21 protein-coding genes and 1 tRNA gene are annotated in these 13,095 nt (G+C 34.3%); 21 read left to right on the forward strand and 1 reads right to left on the reverse strand.

What is annotated here, in order from left to right:
• From M9426_RS06575 to murI, 21 genes are all read left to right on the forward strand, one after another.
• Positions 1-1,137, forward strand: a complete 1,137-nt coding sequence (locus M9426_RS06575; protein ID WP_250341725.1) for a baseplate J/gp47 family protein — start codon at positions 1-3, stop codon at positions 1,135-1,137.
• The gene (locus M9426_RS06580) at positions 1,127-1,942 is read left to right on the forward strand and encodes a putative phage tail protein (RefSeq protein WP_250341726.1); all 816 of its coding nucleotides are present in this window, start codon (positions 1,127-1,129) and stop codon (positions 1,940-1,942) included. The genes M9426_RS06575 and M9426_RS06580 overlap by 11 nt, the downstream gene beginning before the upstream one ends.
• A gap of 6 nt (positions 1,943-1,948) precedes the next feature.
• The gene (locus M9426_RS06585; protein ID WP_250341727.1) at positions 1,949-2,287 is read left to right on the forward strand and encodes a hypothetical protein; all 339 of its coding nucleotides are present in this window, start codon (positions 1,949-1,951) and stop codon (positions 2,285-2,287) included.
• Positions 2,284-2,754, forward strand: a complete 471-nt coding sequence (locus M9426_RS06590) for a hypothetical protein (RefSeq protein WP_250341728.1) — start codon at positions 2,284-2,286, stop codon at positions 2,752-2,754. Before M9426_RS06585 ends, M9426_RS06590 begins: the two co-directional genes overlap by 4 nt.
• Positions 2,755-2,756: 2 nt before the next feature.
• Positions 2,757-4,328: a hypothetical protein gene (locus M9426_RS06595; RefSeq protein ID WP_250341729.1), complete on the forward strand. Its 1,572-nt coding sequence runs from the start codon at positions 2,757-2,759 to the stop codon at positions 4,326-4,328.
• Positions 4,328-4,567 (forward strand): hypothetical protein, encoded by a 240-nt coding sequence (locus M9426_RS06600; RefSeq protein ID WP_250341730.1) that lies wholly within the window; start codon positions 4,328-4,330, stop codon positions 4,565-4,567. The genes M9426_RS06595 and M9426_RS06600 overlap by 1 nt, the downstream gene beginning before the upstream one ends.
• On the forward strand, positions 4,567-4,707 hold the full coding sequence (locus tag M9426_RS06605; RefSeq protein WP_250341731.1) for a CD1375 family protein: 141 nt from the start codon (positions 4,567-4,569) through the stop codon (positions 4,705-4,707). Before M9426_RS06600 ends, M9426_RS06605 begins: the two co-directional genes overlap by 1 nt.
• A complete protein-coding gene (locus M9426_RS06610; protein ID WP_250341732.1) occupies positions 4,707-4,856 on the forward strand; it encodes a hypothetical protein in 150 nt (49 codons plus the stop codon). The genes M9426_RS06605 and M9426_RS06610 overlap by 1 nt, the downstream gene beginning before the upstream one ends.
• Before the next feature lie 2 nt (positions 4,857-4,858).
• Entirely contained in the window at positions 4,859-6,121 is a 1,263-nt protein-coding gene (locus tag M9426_RS06615) for a hypothetical protein (RefSeq protein WP_250341733.1), read from the forward strand.
• A 4-nt stretch (positions 6,122-6,125) separates the two neighbouring features.
• Complete coding sequence (locus M9426_RS06620; protein WP_250341734.1) at positions 6,126-6,593, forward strand: hypothetical protein; 468 nt, start codon at positions 6,126-6,128, stop codon at positions 6,591-6,593.
• Between the two features lie 83 nt (positions 6,594-6,676).
• Positions 6,677-7,351: a hypothetical protein gene (locus M9426_RS06625; protein WP_250341735.1), complete on the forward strand. Its 675-nt coding sequence runs from the start codon at positions 6,677-6,679 to the stop codon at positions 7,349-7,351.
• 108 nt (positions 7,352-7,459) lie between these two features.
• Positions 7,460-7,786, forward strand: a complete 327-nt coding sequence (locus M9426_RS06630) for a hypothetical protein (protein ID WP_250341736.1) — start codon at positions 7,460-7,462, stop codon at positions 7,784-7,786.
• Between the two features lies 1 nt (position 7,787).
• Positions 7,788-8,537, forward strand: a complete 750-nt coding sequence (locus M9426_RS06635; RefSeq protein ID WP_250341737.1) for an N-acetylmuramoyl-L-alanine amidase — start codon at positions 7,788-7,790, stop codon at positions 8,535-8,537.
• A gap of 1 nt (position 8,538) precedes the next feature.
• Complete coding sequence (locus M9426_RS06640) at positions 8,539-8,925, forward strand: phage holin family protein (RefSeq protein WP_250341738.1); 387 nt, start codon at positions 8,539-8,541, stop codon at positions 8,923-8,925.
• On the forward strand, positions 8,912-9,220 hold the full coding sequence (locus M9426_RS06645; RefSeq protein WP_250341739.1) for a phage holin, LLH family: 309 nt from the start codon (positions 8,912-8,914) through the stop codon (positions 9,218-9,220). Before M9426_RS06640 ends, M9426_RS06645 begins: the two co-directional genes overlap by 14 nt.
• 6 nt (positions 9,221-9,226) lie before the next feature.
• Entirely contained in the window at positions 9,227-9,484 is a 258-nt protein-coding gene (locus M9426_RS06650) for a hypothetical protein (RefSeq protein ID WP_250341740.1), read from the forward strand.
• A 287-nt stretch (positions 9,485-9,771) separates the two neighbouring features.
• The gene (locus M9426_RS06655; protein ID WP_250341741.1) at positions 9,772-9,975 is read left to right on the forward strand and encodes a hypothetical protein; all 204 of its coding nucleotides are present in this window, start codon (positions 9,772-9,774) and stop codon (positions 9,973-9,975) included.
• Positions 9,976-10,127: 152 nt separating this feature from the next.
• Positions 10,128-10,198 (forward strand) — tRNA-Lys (locus tag M9426_RS06660).
• Between the two features lie 274 nt (positions 10,199-10,472).
• Positions 10,473-10,658 (forward strand): type II toxin-antitoxin system HicA family toxin, encoded by a 186-nt coding sequence (locus tag M9426_RS06665; RefSeq protein WP_148465273.1) that lies wholly within the window; start codon positions 10,473-10,475, stop codon positions 10,656-10,658.
• Between the two features lie 32 nt (positions 10,659-10,690).
• Complete coding sequence (locus M9426_RS06670) at positions 10,691-11,131, forward strand: type II toxin-antitoxin system HicB family antitoxin (RefSeq protein ID WP_148465274.1); 441 nt, start codon at positions 10,691-10,693, stop codon at positions 11,129-11,131.
• A gap of 332 nt (positions 11,132-11,463) precedes the next feature.
• Positions 11,464-12,294 (forward strand): glutamate racemase, encoded by an 831-nt coding sequence (murI, locus tag M9426_RS06675; protein WP_148465275.1) that lies wholly within the window; start codon positions 11,464-11,466, stop codon positions 12,292-12,294.
• A gap of 18 nt (positions 12,295-12,312) precedes the next feature.
• Here the strand turns inward: murI and M9426_RS06680 are convergent, their stop codons facing one another.
• On the reverse strand, positions 12,313-13,095 hold the full coding sequence (locus M9426_RS06680) for a type III pantothenate kinase (protein WP_250341742.1): 783 nt from the start codon (positions 13,093-13,095) through the stop codon (positions 12,313-12,315).

Genomic DNA, 13,095 nt, shown 5'->3' on the forward strand with positions numbered 1-13,095 from the left:
ATGAGTGATGTAAAAGTTAAAGGCTATGGATTTATAGGGGAATGGAAGCAGAAAGCTTACGAGCCAGTTTTTGGTGAGTACACTGCTTCTTTTATTTTGGAAAGAATGCTCTCAAGGATCCCTGATAAATTTGATAAAAGGGAAGGCTCTATAATTTATGATGCTCTTGCTCCTGCAGCAATAGAACTTGAAATCATGTATATGGAGCTTGACTATATCTTAAAGAATGTCTTTGGAGATACTGCCGATAGAGAGGGCCTAATTAGACTTGCTTATGACAGGGGCATGTCTCCATATCCTGCAAGTCAAGCAATTGTAAAGGGTGAGTTTAATGTCGAAGTTGACATTGGAAAGACATTTAATTTTGACGATTTGAACTTTACAGTTAAAAAATTCATTGAAAATCAAAATGAAAAATACTACTACGAACTGGTATGTAATAAGTATGGTGCAATAGGCAATGTGCCTTATGGGAAATTAATTCCAGTGGACCATATAAAGGACTTAAAGAGTGCCTTTATTGTAGGGGTTATAAAGCCTGGAGAAGAGGAAGAAGACACTGAAGAATTTAGAAATAGATACTACAGAAACATTATGTCAAATGCCTATGGTGGCAATATTGATGACTACTTAGATAAAGTCCATGCCATTGATGGTGTTGGTGGTGTTAAGGTCTATCCAATATGGCAAGGTGGAGGCACTGTTTTAATTGTTTTTTCTGATGCAAATTATATGGTGCCAAAGCAAGAGTTAATAGACAAGGTCCAAACTATTATAGATCCTGTGACTAATCATGGAAAAGGCATAGGTATTGCTCCTATTGGTCATACTGTGACAGTAAGAGGAGTCAAGGAAGATAAAATTAACTTTAGCTTCGAGCTCCTATATAAAGAGGGCTTTAACTGGGATAAGGTTGCTGACGAAGTCAAGGCTACCCTAGAGCTATACTTCAAAGACCTAAGAAGAGAATGGCAAAACTATGAAAAGTCAATCCTAAGGCTTAGGAGAATAGAAACAAGGCTATTAGATATAGAAGGTGTGCTTGACATTAACTCTTCTAAAATCAATGGGCTTGCCAGGAACTATGAAGTAGATGGAGAAAGCATACCAGTACTAGGTGATGTCAATGGCAAGTAATTACTTAGAGAAGTCTTATGTTTTTGACTTAGATGGGATAGATTTTTCAGGCAAGAAAATTCAACTAAAGAGAAATGTCGACCTTGCAAAGTATAACGATTATGAAACAGAAGCAAAGTCTATTGACTGGAGAATAAGGTGCGAAAGTGAAAATCTAGAGTTTGATATTGCCTCTTACAGGGTCTTAAAGACTTTCTTTGATAGGTTTATATTAACTGCTACAGGTGATGGACTTAGCAGGTATGAAAAGATACTAGGCATAGATCCTGGCAAGAAAACTCTTGACGAAAGAAGAAGAGAAGTCTTTTTCTTGTGGAACAAACAAATTAGATATACCGATAGAAGCATGAGGGCAATGCTAGATGTGTTACTAGGTAAAACTAACTACAGGATGAAGCTCATATATAATGAGTACGAACTTGAAGTTGAGCTACTAATTAACAATAAATTTAAAGACTATGGGATATACAAAGAGCTTAGAGAAATTATTCCTGCAAATCTAGGGATTTCAATTAAATATGGTTTTGTATCTAGTCTAGTGCTTAGAACTCAATATGGCGACTATGTGAACCCTCAATATCTTTGTGGAGAGGAAAAATGTGGGGATATTCCTTGGGAAATTAAGGCAGATAATAGGGTATTTAATCTTAGGATTAGGACTGAAAACTATAATTCTAAGAATTATTATGCTTTGCCTAGTGATGAACTTCCTACTGGCATTGAGTTTGAGGACTTAATTGATGAGACTATTTTTATCCAAGACTTTTCAAGTAAGGATATATACGAGTTTAAAGATAAGGAGTGATAGGGATTGCTAAGTAAATTATTAATTAGACAAGTTGCAGAATTTGTTGAGAGTCAAGTTGCTAGTGCTGAGGCAATAATTGAGAATAAGCCACATGACATTCCAATTATGAAATCTGAAATTGATGGCAACTTACTTAAGATTTACACAAATACTGCTGATGTTGATGGTTTAATTACGAATATTAATCTTAAAAATGCTAAGGGCGAAGTGATAATTTCCAAGGATACTAACATTGAAAAGAATGATACTTACTCTGTTGTATCTTCTTTTTATATTAATGTCTTGGAAGAAGAGATTGAAAAGCCTATTGATATTTTTAAGGTTACTGGGAGGACTGAATGATAGATTTAAGAAAATATCATAAATATAATGAGATCCTTGGAAAAAGGGATTTAAATGATGAGGAAAAAAAGGAAATCCTAAGTGATTTTTCTTACACTCCAGTTGACTGGCTTGACCATATAGCACAAACTGCTGATGTCAAAAAAGAAACTGTGGTTGCTGAATTTCCAGATGGGAGTAAGTCTGTAAGACACGAAAGAGATGATGGGGAAATCTTTCAAAAGGGCAAGCCTATTAATGAGAAGAACCTAGGTAATATGGACTTTGCCATCTTCAAGCTCTTTTTAAAGATTTTTGAGATGGAATCGGAACTTAGAAAACTTAGTGTTTTAGTAAGTACTCTATTAGGTCAAAATCAAAACAACATGCCTTTCAATACTTTTGTTTTATCTTGCGAAGACCCTATTAATGGTCTAGTAGTGGTTGAAGGTTGGTATGATGAAGCCAATGGAAGGGGTGTGATTTGACCATGATGTATAAATGGGGAAAATATGATTTAAAAGGTAATTATCGAACAAAACAAGTTCTAGCTGATACATCTAATTATGCAAATACGACTACCTCAAATTCAAAGGAGGAAATCGCATCATTATTTCCTAGTGGTTCAAAAAAATGGGGAGATTTAACAAGTGGAGATATTATTAACTTCCACAGAAATGAGGTTTTTGTAGTAAGTGGGATTAACCACACAACTGCTTCTAACATCACTTTAAGTGGCAGTTGGTATAAACTAGAATATAAAAGCGAATTTTCTCACTGGTCAAGGGGCTCAAAAATAGACACAGTTAAATCAGAAAATCGAAACGCTTATCCTAATGACGGACAAAGTGGAAATTGTTGGTATACCTATGAAGGCATAGCGAATGAAGCCCCAACAATATCTGGTGCTGATGGATTTTTGGGAAACAAGTCATCTAATTTTAGACTTGATTATATAGTTACTGACAACGACTTAAATGATGTTGTAAGGGTTGAAATTCAAGAAGATAAAAGAGAACCTAAAGTCATAAATGAAATTAAACTAGGTGTTAAGAATTATCTTGATATCAATGTTGAAAGCTACGAACTGGGAGACCATACTATAACAATTAAAGCTATTGACTCCCAAGGTGCTAGTGCTACAAGAACTTATAGGTGGACTAAGATAAATAATGCTCCTCTTATTAGTGGAAGTGACAAAGACCTTGGGGAAAAAAACACTGCTTTCACTGTGACTTACCAAGTATCTGATGTTGATAATGACATTGTAAATGTGGTTGAAAAAGTAAATGGTAAAGTCCTTAGAAACCTCAATAATGCTAGTAAAAACACTGATTTATACCTTAACATCACACAAGAGAAAATATTGGCATTTGAGATAGGTAAAATTAATACTATAGAAATTGAAGCTACTGACACAAAGGGTGGTGTATCTTATAGAAGATATACCTTCAAAAAGACTAATTTACCACCAATGATCAGTGGTAATGATAGGGATTTAGGTATTGTGGATAAGGGTTTATCTTATTCTTACTCAGTTACTGATACAGAAGATGATGATATTTATGTTGATGTAATTATTGATGAGACATACATCCAAAAAGAAGTAAAAGTTGAAGCAGGTAAGACTTATAAAGTTGAAATTAAAGACTTAGACTTTTTAAAATTAAAACCTGGCAAACACACTCTTAAGATTCTTGCTACTGATAAGAAAAGTGAAAAGGTTGTAAGGTTAATTAATTTTACACGAGATCCAAAAAGACTTGTCGTTATGAGTGCCAAACCTATAGAAACTGATGCAGCTGCTAAGAAGTTTTATTTTAATCCAGTGTGGAGGGTGGCAGTTGGAGCAGAAGGGAAAATTGAAATTTGTAATAATGGTTTTGACGCTAACCCAACTTGGGAGGATGCCACAAGTACAGTTAAAGTAGGTAAGACTTTTAACTTTACAAACCAAACTAAAAAGGCTAATAAGTGGGGAATTGCAGTTAAGATGACAATTAATAAAAATAATGCTACTGCAATATCCTATATAGCGACTGCAGGAGGTGCTTTTGAATAATGGTAATTTACAATCCAAGAAGCGTTAAAGAAATCCAAGAGGAAAGAAAGCTTGAATCAAGCGGAAGCACAAAAGAGCAATTAGCTTATGTTTTAAAGGTGCAAGAAGCAAATAAGGGTCTCACTGAACAATCAGTTGGAGACCTTTCTTTGGCACTGGGGGAAATTGCAAAGGACTTTTCGCAAGCCATGGCAGAAATAACTATGCTTATTGGTGCAGGAATGGGAGGTACTAACTAATGAAATTTACAAAAGACAGTGGACTTGTAAGGGTGTGGGTTAACCTAATTAAGAATGGATATCGCAAGTTAGAAGAAGTGCCAAAGCTTTATAACTTGAAAGAAGTTGTAACAGAAATTATTGAGAAAGGAGATAAATAATGCTTAAATTTACTAAAAATAGTGGACTAACTAAAGTATGGGTAAGCCTTGTGATGACTGGTGTTTACACTATAGACCAAGTGCCAACATTTTTTGGCCTTAAGGAAGCAGTCCAAGCAGTAATTGATGAACTTACAAAAGGTGAGTAACTATGAAAATTGTAAGAATTGGTAGATTTACCTTTCAAGAAGGAACTAGGTCAGAGTTAATAAGCTCTGACTTAATTTTATATGAAGGCGAAATTGCACTAGAAGCCGACACTCAGCTTATGAAGATGGGAAATGGCAAGACAGTTTACAAAGAATTACCCTATATGAACCGAGGACCGCAAGGACCAAAGGGGGATAAGGGAGAAAAAGGCGATACTGGTACAAGTTTAACTATTAGTGGCACTGTAGATAGCGAAGCCTCTTTACCTAAAAATCCTAAAGATGGTGTAGGCTATATGGTCCAAGGAGACCTTCACATTGCAAAAGATGGTGTCTTTGTAAATGTTGGTAGGATTAAAGGACCTAAGGGCGACACTGGACCACAAGGAGAACAAGGGCCTAGAGGACCACAAGGCATCAAGGGAGAAAAAGGAGACCTTGGTCCTCAAGGATTTAAGGGAGACCAAGGAGAAAGAGGACCTCAAGGACTTAAGGGAGATAGAGGAGATGTTGGACCGATTGGGCAAACAGGACCACAGGGGGCAAAGGGAGATCCTTTAACTTTTGAAAAACTCACAGATGAGCAGAAAAAAGATATTGCAAACAAGGTTGTAATTGATGATATAGCTGCTGCCTATGTTAAGAAAGATGACTTAACACAAAGCCTTTCTAACAAGGCAGATAAAAGTGATTTAAACAAAAAGGTTGATGTGGTATCTGGAAAAAGTCTATCCTCTAATGATTTTACCAATGATTTCAAGGCTACCCTTGAAGAACTAACAATGTCTAATCCTCCAAGTTCTGACTTTAATAATGTTAGTAAACAAGGAATATATAATGGCTCTTTTTCCTCAAATTGTCCTAATGGGTCCGGTAAATATACCCTTATAGTCTTGCCAACTGATTCATCTACTCAACATAGGACCAATTACATGTTTCAAATTGCAGTAAGAGATAATTCTGACTCTACTCCATACTTTAGGCAAAGAAGAGGGTCTTCGACTTGGGGTAAGTGGTATAAGTTTTCTACAAATGACTATACAGATTCAGACAAGAGAAAGCTTGATGAAATACCATCTAATGCAAAATACACTGACACAACTTATCCTGAAGCAAGTACATCAAGTAGCGGTCTTATGAGTGCAAGTGATAAAAAGAAGCTAAACAACTTGAAGGAACAAGTAATACTTACTGAAGCTGAATATAATGCTCTATCAACATCTCAAAAGAATGATGCTAGTAAGATTTACTTTATAAAGGCTTGATGTTATGGATACTAAAAATGTTAAGGATATAAAAATAGTAGGTGCTGATACTCAAAGGGTTATGTCGAACAATGAAGTTTGGTGGAAGAAAGAAAACCCTTGGCTTCCCGTTAAAGGACCAGTTTTTATAGATAATTGGAGATTAATATATTTTCAACACCAATTAAACGATTATTGCCCTATGAAAGCTGTTGAATTTAAAATAGATAAAGCTGGCTATCTTGCAGAAGTTGGAGAATATTACTCCACTGGGGATATTAGCATAGAATTTTTTGACTTCTATAACAAGAAAGGTAGCTACGTTTCATCAAAAAGTAGTTACGATAAGAAAACTGAAATATTTTGTATGGTGTTTGATGAGCCTGTGTATAAGTTTGAGGAACTTTACCTGAAAAATACAGATTTCCCATCTAAGTATAAAGAAGATAAAATTGAAAAAGTATTAAATTTACAATTTAGAGTCGTTAAGTAGGTGAAGTATGTTAATTGATAAAAATACAAAAAGAGTAATGCTTGGGAATGTTGAAATTAAGCGAATCATGAGTGAGGGGGGGGGTGCTGTGGGAAGCAAACACAGTGCCTGGACCTACTAAGTTAATTGGTGGAAATGAAGAAGCTGGATTTTATGGTGAAGTGCCAACTAGTGAACTTATTACTGGTGATGAGTTAGCAAAAATGATAGGTCTAACTGCAGGAAAAAGTCAAAACTCTAACGCTGGTTGGCTAAAGTTCGCCTATATGGGAAAAGTTGAGTTTGTAGCGAAGAAAACTTTTAGAAGTTATATTTCTTGGGACCATATTAACGCAGTAAGTGCTGTATTTGGAAATAGGACAATTAAAATAGGCAACCACACTTACAAGATAAGACTTATGAAGGGAAAAACTGAAGGGAAGCAAAATGATATTGGTTCTTATCAGGGTGATATTTGTAAAAATTCTGAATGGAATAAACTAATGTTACCTATTCATAAAAATGCACCGTCTAGTTGGGAGTATCCAAAAAATGTCAATTCTCCTACCGAAAATTGGAATGTAGGATACACGGACAACGACTTATTTACAAGTAGTTCTGCAGGCGATGGTTCTTATTCCTGGTGCCAAGAACATGGGAATAGCATAAGCTGCCGCTTGTATCGTGGTCACATTTATGTTTCTAGTTCGAACTTCAACGTTCCCTCCCGTGTTATCTCTAACCATGGTTGGCGACCTGTTCTAGAACTTGTTGACTAAAGAAAGGGGAAATAATTGAAACTAATACAATATATAGACGATAGCTACTATGAAAACTAATTAATTTATATATCAAAACAAAAAATCTAAAGAAAGGAAGAAAAGCCTATGACTGATGAAGAAAAATGTAACGACCACGAACAACGAGTAGTACTCCTGGAAAAAATTGCAGAGAGGCATGAAGCTACACTTAAAGACCACGGAGTAAAGATAGAGAAACTTGCAAATGATAATTCCATACAAGACACAAACATTAAGCTCTTTCAAAAAGACTTAGACTTTATAAAAGAACAGTTAAAGACAATGAATGCGACATTGATAGAACTTACTGATAAGCCTAAAAAGGCTTTTGACAAGTATAAGGACACAATAATTACTATTGTAATTACTGCCATTGTCACTGGCTTGATAGCTAAGATAGTTAAGGGGTGGTAAGATGGTAAATTTTAGATTTATGCCTATAAACTACAATTACTCCAGTAGAAAAGGCAAGAAAGTCCAATTTTTAGTTATCCATGATACTGGTAATTCTGGAAGAGGAGCCAATGCTTTTAATCACTTTAAATTTTTTGGTGGTGGAAATAGGAATGCAAGTGCCCATTATTTTGTAGATGACCATGAGATAGTGCAAATTATAGGAGATAGCTTTTCTTCTTGGCATTGTGGAGATAATCAAGGTCATGGTAGGGCTTTAAATGGTGTTAGGAATTGCACTTCAATTGGGATTGAGCTTTGTATAAATTCAGATGGAGATTATCAAAAGGCTTATGACAATTTAGTAGAGTTGGTTAAAAATCTCAGGGTTAAATTTAATATTCCTATAAAGAATGTTTGTAGGCACTATGATGTTTCCAGGAAAAGATGTCCTGGAACTTTTTTTACAAAAAATCTTTGGGAAAAGTTTTTAAAGGATATTCAAGAACCTATTAAGATTAAATTGGATTTATCAAAGTCTAGTGTTGGTGTACCTGTGCAAGAAAAGGAACTTAAAGAAAGGATTGATAAAGTTATGGATCAAATATTAAAGACCGACAAGGTTAAGATTAATTACAACGGCAAGGAAATTAACTTGCGAGGTAAAAATATTCAAGGTACTAATTATGTATCTATAAGAGACCTTGCTGAAGCTCTTAATTTAAAAGTTGGTTGGAATCAAGAAAAGCAAACTGTTGAATTGAGGGGATAGGATGCAAGACTTAGTCTTTAGCTTGAAAGAATATTTAAGTCCTGAACTGGTTTTTATGATTCCTGTGCTTGTTGTGATAGGGAAAGCTTTAAAGAAGTCCAATAGAATAAGTGATAGTCTAATACCTACAATTTTATCCATTGTAGGTATTCCTATTGCCTTGGTGACAAGTCTTGCCAATCGAATAGATCCTATGAATAATATTCAAATTGTTGTGTGGATTCTTATGAGTATTGGTCAAGGAGTTTTTCTTGGTGCCACAGCTGTTGGAGTTCATCAATTTTTTAAGCAACATACTGAATTTAAAAATCTTAAAGACTGGGAAATGAAAGAGGACTTAATTAAGGAATTTAAAGAATCTATGGAGGATAGAAATGAATGCAAGTAATATTTTTTATGTAGTTTTATCCGTTGTATCTGTGCTAATTACAGGTGTCTTGGTGCCTCTTTTAAAACAAAAATACGGCAAAGAAAAAATTGTCAATGTAATGGAAGCAGTGGATATCGCAGTTAAAGCAGCTGAGCAAATTTACAAGGGTACAGGTCAAGGTGACCTTAAAAAGCAATATGTGCTTATGAGACTTAATGAACAGGGATTTAAAGTAACAGAAAAGGATCTCGATGATATGAGAAGGGCGAGTGTCCTTGAGTTAAACCGTTGGAAAGAAGAAATTAATAAATAAAATTAAATGAAACTTTCCATAAGATATAAACCTAGGTGCTATGATAGGCCTTGGCTTGTAAAAAGAGTTAACGGGAAATACGGACAGCACGCACATATGCGAAGAAAAAAAGATGCCGTTAAACTTAGAAATTTACTTGATAGGAATTTGATGCCTTATAGTGAAGAATTTAAAACTGCTGCAAAGAGATTGCTCAGTGAAAAAGAGTATAAAAATCTTGAAAACAACAGTAATAAGGCATATAAAGGTATTAAGAAAAAATAAAAAGCCCTGTATGGGTCTTGTAGAGCCTTAACTTTTGTAGGCTTGTTATTTACAGGCTTGTAGAAGTCAAAAATTTTTGTAAGAGCGTAACTATAAAAGTATGTACAATGTATGTACTTTGGATGTAATAAAAATTTTTTATAACTTTTTAAGACAATCAAGCCTGGGGAGAAATCTCTGGGCTTTTTTTATTTGGTTATAAAAAATTACATAAAATTAAAAAAAACCATAGTAACTTTTGAAGAATTTTTCTATATATATAGTAGAGGTATTTAGGAGGTGAAAAAATGAATAATAATTTTAAAAAGAGATTTAATGATGATGAAATAAAAGAAATACTTATGGCTATAAAAATTTATAGAGAGGATCACAATGTAAAAAATTGGTGGAATATGAAGAAAGTAATTGAAAAGTATTTTCCAAATTTCATGGAAGAAAGGTTATTTTTAGAAGACATACTTTATATAATATTGGAGGATAAAGTAAATTAATTATTATTAAAAAATAGTGCTAAGAAATACATTTGGTTAGCACTATTTTCTACAATTAACTTGTTATTAAATCTTATGTTATTTATAATTAATCACATAGCCTAAAACATAAATAAACTTAACGCACAAACTACGCACAAGGTGGTGAAATAGCGGGTTTAAGGGTCTTAAAAACTGACTCTTAATCAGTGGGCCTACGGTTCGAGTCCGTAAAGGTGCACCATTTGAAAGCCTGTGAATTTAATCTTCGCAGGCTTTTTTCTTTATATTTTTAAATACATAAAATTCACATGAATTCCCTTGAATTTTGGTGGGCTGCACACAAATTTATTTTAATTTGTAGATCTTTAAAGTCTAGAGGGAGTATAAGCTACAGATAAAGTCAATTTGGTAGATTAAAAGATGTGGAAGTGGAAGATGAATTTATAAATTAAAGTCTCATATTGACACTACGTAATAACACGTGGTAAAATAAGGCTGTCAGGAGGTAGGTATACATGCCGATGACACAAGATGAAATGGTCAAGCTACTAAGAAAGAATGGTTTCGAAGTAGTTAAGGGTGGCAAGGGCAGTCATATAAAGATGACAAAACTTGGCATCAAAAGACCAATCATTATCCCACATGGAGAACTCCAAAAGGGAACCGAGCGTGGGATACTAAAAGAGGCAGGGCTAAAATAGCCCTACTTCTTATATTAAGAGAGGTGGTAAGTATGTTAGTTTCTTATCCAGCTATATTTTATTATAGTCCAGAAGAGAAGGGTTACTATGTTTATATGCCAGACATTGGAGGTGCAGGGACTCAAGGCAATTCAATAGAGGAAGCTTTGTTAATGGCAAGTGACTACTTGGGAATAATGGCTAGCTCTATAATAGAAGGCGGAGATACTTTGCCAAAACAATCAGCCATAAGTGACTTGTCTATTGAAGATGATTTTCCTTTTAAAGATGATGATGATTTTGATGGCTTCTATGATTATTCTAAGTCCTTTGTTTCTCTCGTTTATGTTGATTTAAAGGACTATTTAGGTAGCCAAGAACTTGTAAAAAAGACCTTATCTATACCCAAGTGGAGCAATGATCTAGGGAATAAATTGAATTTGAATTTTTCTAAGTTACTGACTGAAGCTATTGTAAATATCGCCAAAAATTAAAAATATAAAAACAATAATTAAGCACTCTTTTTATAAGGGTGTTTTTTATAATAGTATTGAATATTGACCAAGCTATGGATATAAATTTGCCGATTGATAGAAAAATTATACACTCTTGCTTAAAATAAGGTAAGACAAAGTAAAATAAACAAGATTAACAATATGCCTAACTTGATAGAGAGTATGATATTTTATATAATTAATCACATGGCTTAAAATATAAAATTTATGACAAGAAGGAATTTTTATAAATACAATTATTTACAATGAATTTATATTCTTCTTTTTGTTTTTCACAATTTATAGTATTATATAAAATAGTTGGTGATTTAATGGGAAATAATGTGATCGGCTTTTATGATAGCGGAGTCGGAGGACTTTCTGTTTTAAAAGTCGCTTTAAATAAAATAAAAAATAAAAACTTCGTCTTCTTTGGCGACACTCTTAGGATGCCCTACGGTGCCAGAACTAACGAAGAAATAAAAAATTATACAATGGAAGTCATGGGTTTCTTCAAGGATCTTGATGTTGACCTTTCAATTATTGCTTGCAACACTGCAACAAGTCACGGACTCAAGGAGTCCAATGAAAGATACAAGTATCCAATAATTGGTGTTGTTGAACCAGGAAGTGAAAATGCCCTTGAGAGAACTAAGACCAAGAGGGTTGCTCTTGTTGCAACAAAGTCCTGTGTTGAAAGTGGAGTATATGACAAGGTCTTAAAGTCCATGGACCCATCTATTGAATTAAGATCTGTTTACTGTCCTGATCTCACTCTTGCTATTGAGAGGGGAGAGTTTGAAGAAGAATACATGGACGGAATTGTAAAAAAATACTTAGACTACTTCGAAGACTACGACTTTGACACAATGATTCTTGGCTGCACCCACTATCCTCTTGTTGAAGATTCCTTTAAGAGAATTTTGAAGAAACAAGGTAAGAAGGTCTTGATGGTTGACCCAGCCTACAAGACAGTTCTAGATGCCATGAATATTTTAAAAATTGAAAAGGACAACCAAGAGATTCCCAATAGGACAATTGACTTTTATATAACTGGAGACATTAATTTGTTTCGTTCTACCATGGAAAAGATAGTAGACCTTTCTGACTTCAAGGTAAGCTTCCATCAAGTAGACATAAAAAATTTAGAAAAATATAGGTAATAAAAGAAGGCTTCAAAATCATGAAGCCTTCTTTTTGTTTAAGTCGTAAATAATTTTAAGTCCATAGATGCCCAGGTCGTCATCTCTTATTAAGTCGTACTTAGATAGATCTAAGAGATGGGCATAGGGTCCAGTGATTAAAATATTTGTATCTTTTTTATTAAGTGAATAGCCTTCCACTATTTCATCAATTATACCGAGGACTGCCTTCTTGTAGGCGAAGAAGAGTCCAGCCTGAATTGCCTTTTCAGTATTTTTTCCAACTATGCCATCAGGCTTTTTTAATTCTACATGAGGGAGCTTGGCGCTACCTCTCACAAGTGAATCTTGAAGCAAGTTGATTCCTGGCAGGATTAGTCCTCCCAGGAATTCTTTTTTTGCATTGATATAGTCAACTGTTGTAATTGACGATGCAGAAACTATTATTATGTTGCCTGTGTACTTTCTTGTGGCAGCAACTGCCTTTATAATTCTGTCTGACCCAACTTCTCTTGGGCTCTCACACTTTATATTTAAACCAGTCTTAACTCCAGCAGAAATAAAAATTGGTTTCTTGCCAATGAGTTCTCTTCCAATCATCTCATAGGAAGATGAAAGCTCTGGAACAACATTAGAAATTATAATTTCATGGATGTCAGAAAGTTCTATATTCTTATCCATTAAGATGAGTTTGATCATCAGTTTAATTTCCACCACAGACCTATTCCTGTCAGTTGTAATTGAAAACTTATCAACTAACTTATCTTGGTCGAAGACTCCAAAGTCTGTTGTCCTATTATCTATATCAATTGCAAGTAACAT

The sequence above is a fragment of the Peptoniphilus genitalis genome (assembly GCF_023614525.1).
GTDB lineage: Bacteria > Bacillota > Clostridia > Tissierellales > Peptoniphilaceae > Peptoniphilus_A > Peptoniphilus_A genitalis.

Excerpts from the sequence above, each read along its gene's own strand:
- M9426_RS06575 (WP_250341725.1), top strand. The coding sequence starts at position 1 with ATGAGTGATGTAAAAGTTAAAGGCTATGGATTTATAGGGGAATGGAAG.
- M9426_RS06580 (WP_250341726.1), top strand. The coding sequence starts at position 1,127 with ATGGCAAGTAATTACTTAGAGAAGTCTTATGTTTTTGACTTAGATGGG.
- M9426_RS06590 (WP_250341728.1), top strand. The coding sequence starts at position 2,284 with ATGATAGATTTAAGAAAATATCATAAATATAATGAGATCCTTGGAAAA.
- M9426_RS06595 (WP_250341729.1), top strand. The coding sequence starts at position 2,757 with ATGATGTATAAATGGGGAAAATATGATTTAAAAGGTAATTATCGAACA.
- M9426_RS06600 (WP_250341730.1), top strand. The coding sequence starts at position 4,328 with ATGGTAATTTACAATCCAAGAAGCGTTAAAGAAATCCAAGAGGAAAGA.
- M9426_RS06605 (WP_250341731.1), top strand. The coding sequence starts at position 4,567 with ATGAAATTTACAAAAGACAGTGGACTTGTAAGGGTGTGGGTTAACCTA.
- M9426_RS06610 (WP_250341732.1), top strand. The coding sequence starts at position 4,707 with ATGCTTAAATTTACTAAAAATAGTGGACTAACTAAAGTATGGGTAAGC.
- M9426_RS06615 (WP_250341733.1), top strand. The coding sequence starts at position 4,859 with ATGAAAATTGTAAGAATTGGTAGATTTACCTTTCAAGAAGGAACTAGG.
- M9426_RS06620 (WP_250341734.1), top strand. The coding sequence starts at position 6,126 with ATGGATACTAAAAATGTTAAGGATATAAAAATAGTAGGTGCTGATACT.
- M9426_RS06630 (WP_250341736.1), top strand. The coding sequence starts at position 7,460 with ATGACTGATGAAGAAAAATGTAACGACCACGAACAACGAGTAGTACTC.
- M9426_RS06635 (WP_250341737.1), top strand. The coding sequence starts at position 7,788 with ATGGTAAATTTTAGATTTATGCCTATAAACTACAATTACTCCAGTAGA.
- M9426_RS06640 (WP_250341738.1), top strand. The coding sequence starts at position 8,539 with ATGCAAGACTTAGTCTTTAGCTTGAAAGAATATTTAAGTCCTGAACTG.
- M9426_RS06645 (WP_250341739.1), top strand. The coding sequence starts at position 8,912 with ATGAATGCAAGTAATATTTTTTATGTAGTTTTATCCGTTGTATCTGTG.
- M9426_RS06650 (WP_250341740.1), top strand. The coding sequence starts at position 9,227 with ATGAAACTTTCCATAAGATATAAACCTAGGTGCTATGATAGGCCTTGG.
- M9426_RS06655 (WP_250341741.1), top strand. The coding sequence starts at position 9,772 with ATGAATAATAATTTTAAAAAGAGATTTAATGATGATGAAATAAAAGAA.
- M9426_RS06665 (WP_148465273.1), top strand. The coding sequence starts at position 10,473 with ATGCCGATGACACAAGATGAAATGGTCAAGCTACTAAGAAAGAATGGT.
- M9426_RS06670 (WP_148465274.1), top strand. The coding sequence starts at position 10,691 with ATGTTAGTTTCTTATCCAGCTATATTTTATTATAGTCCAGAAGAGAAG.
- murI (WP_148465275.1), top strand. The coding sequence starts at position 11,464 with ATGGGAAATAATGTGATCGGCTTTTATGATAGCGGAGTCGGAGGACTT.
- M9426_RS06680 (WP_250341742.1), bottom strand. The coding sequence starts at position 13,095 with ATGTTACTTGCAATTGATATAGATAATAGGACAACAGACTTTGGAGTC.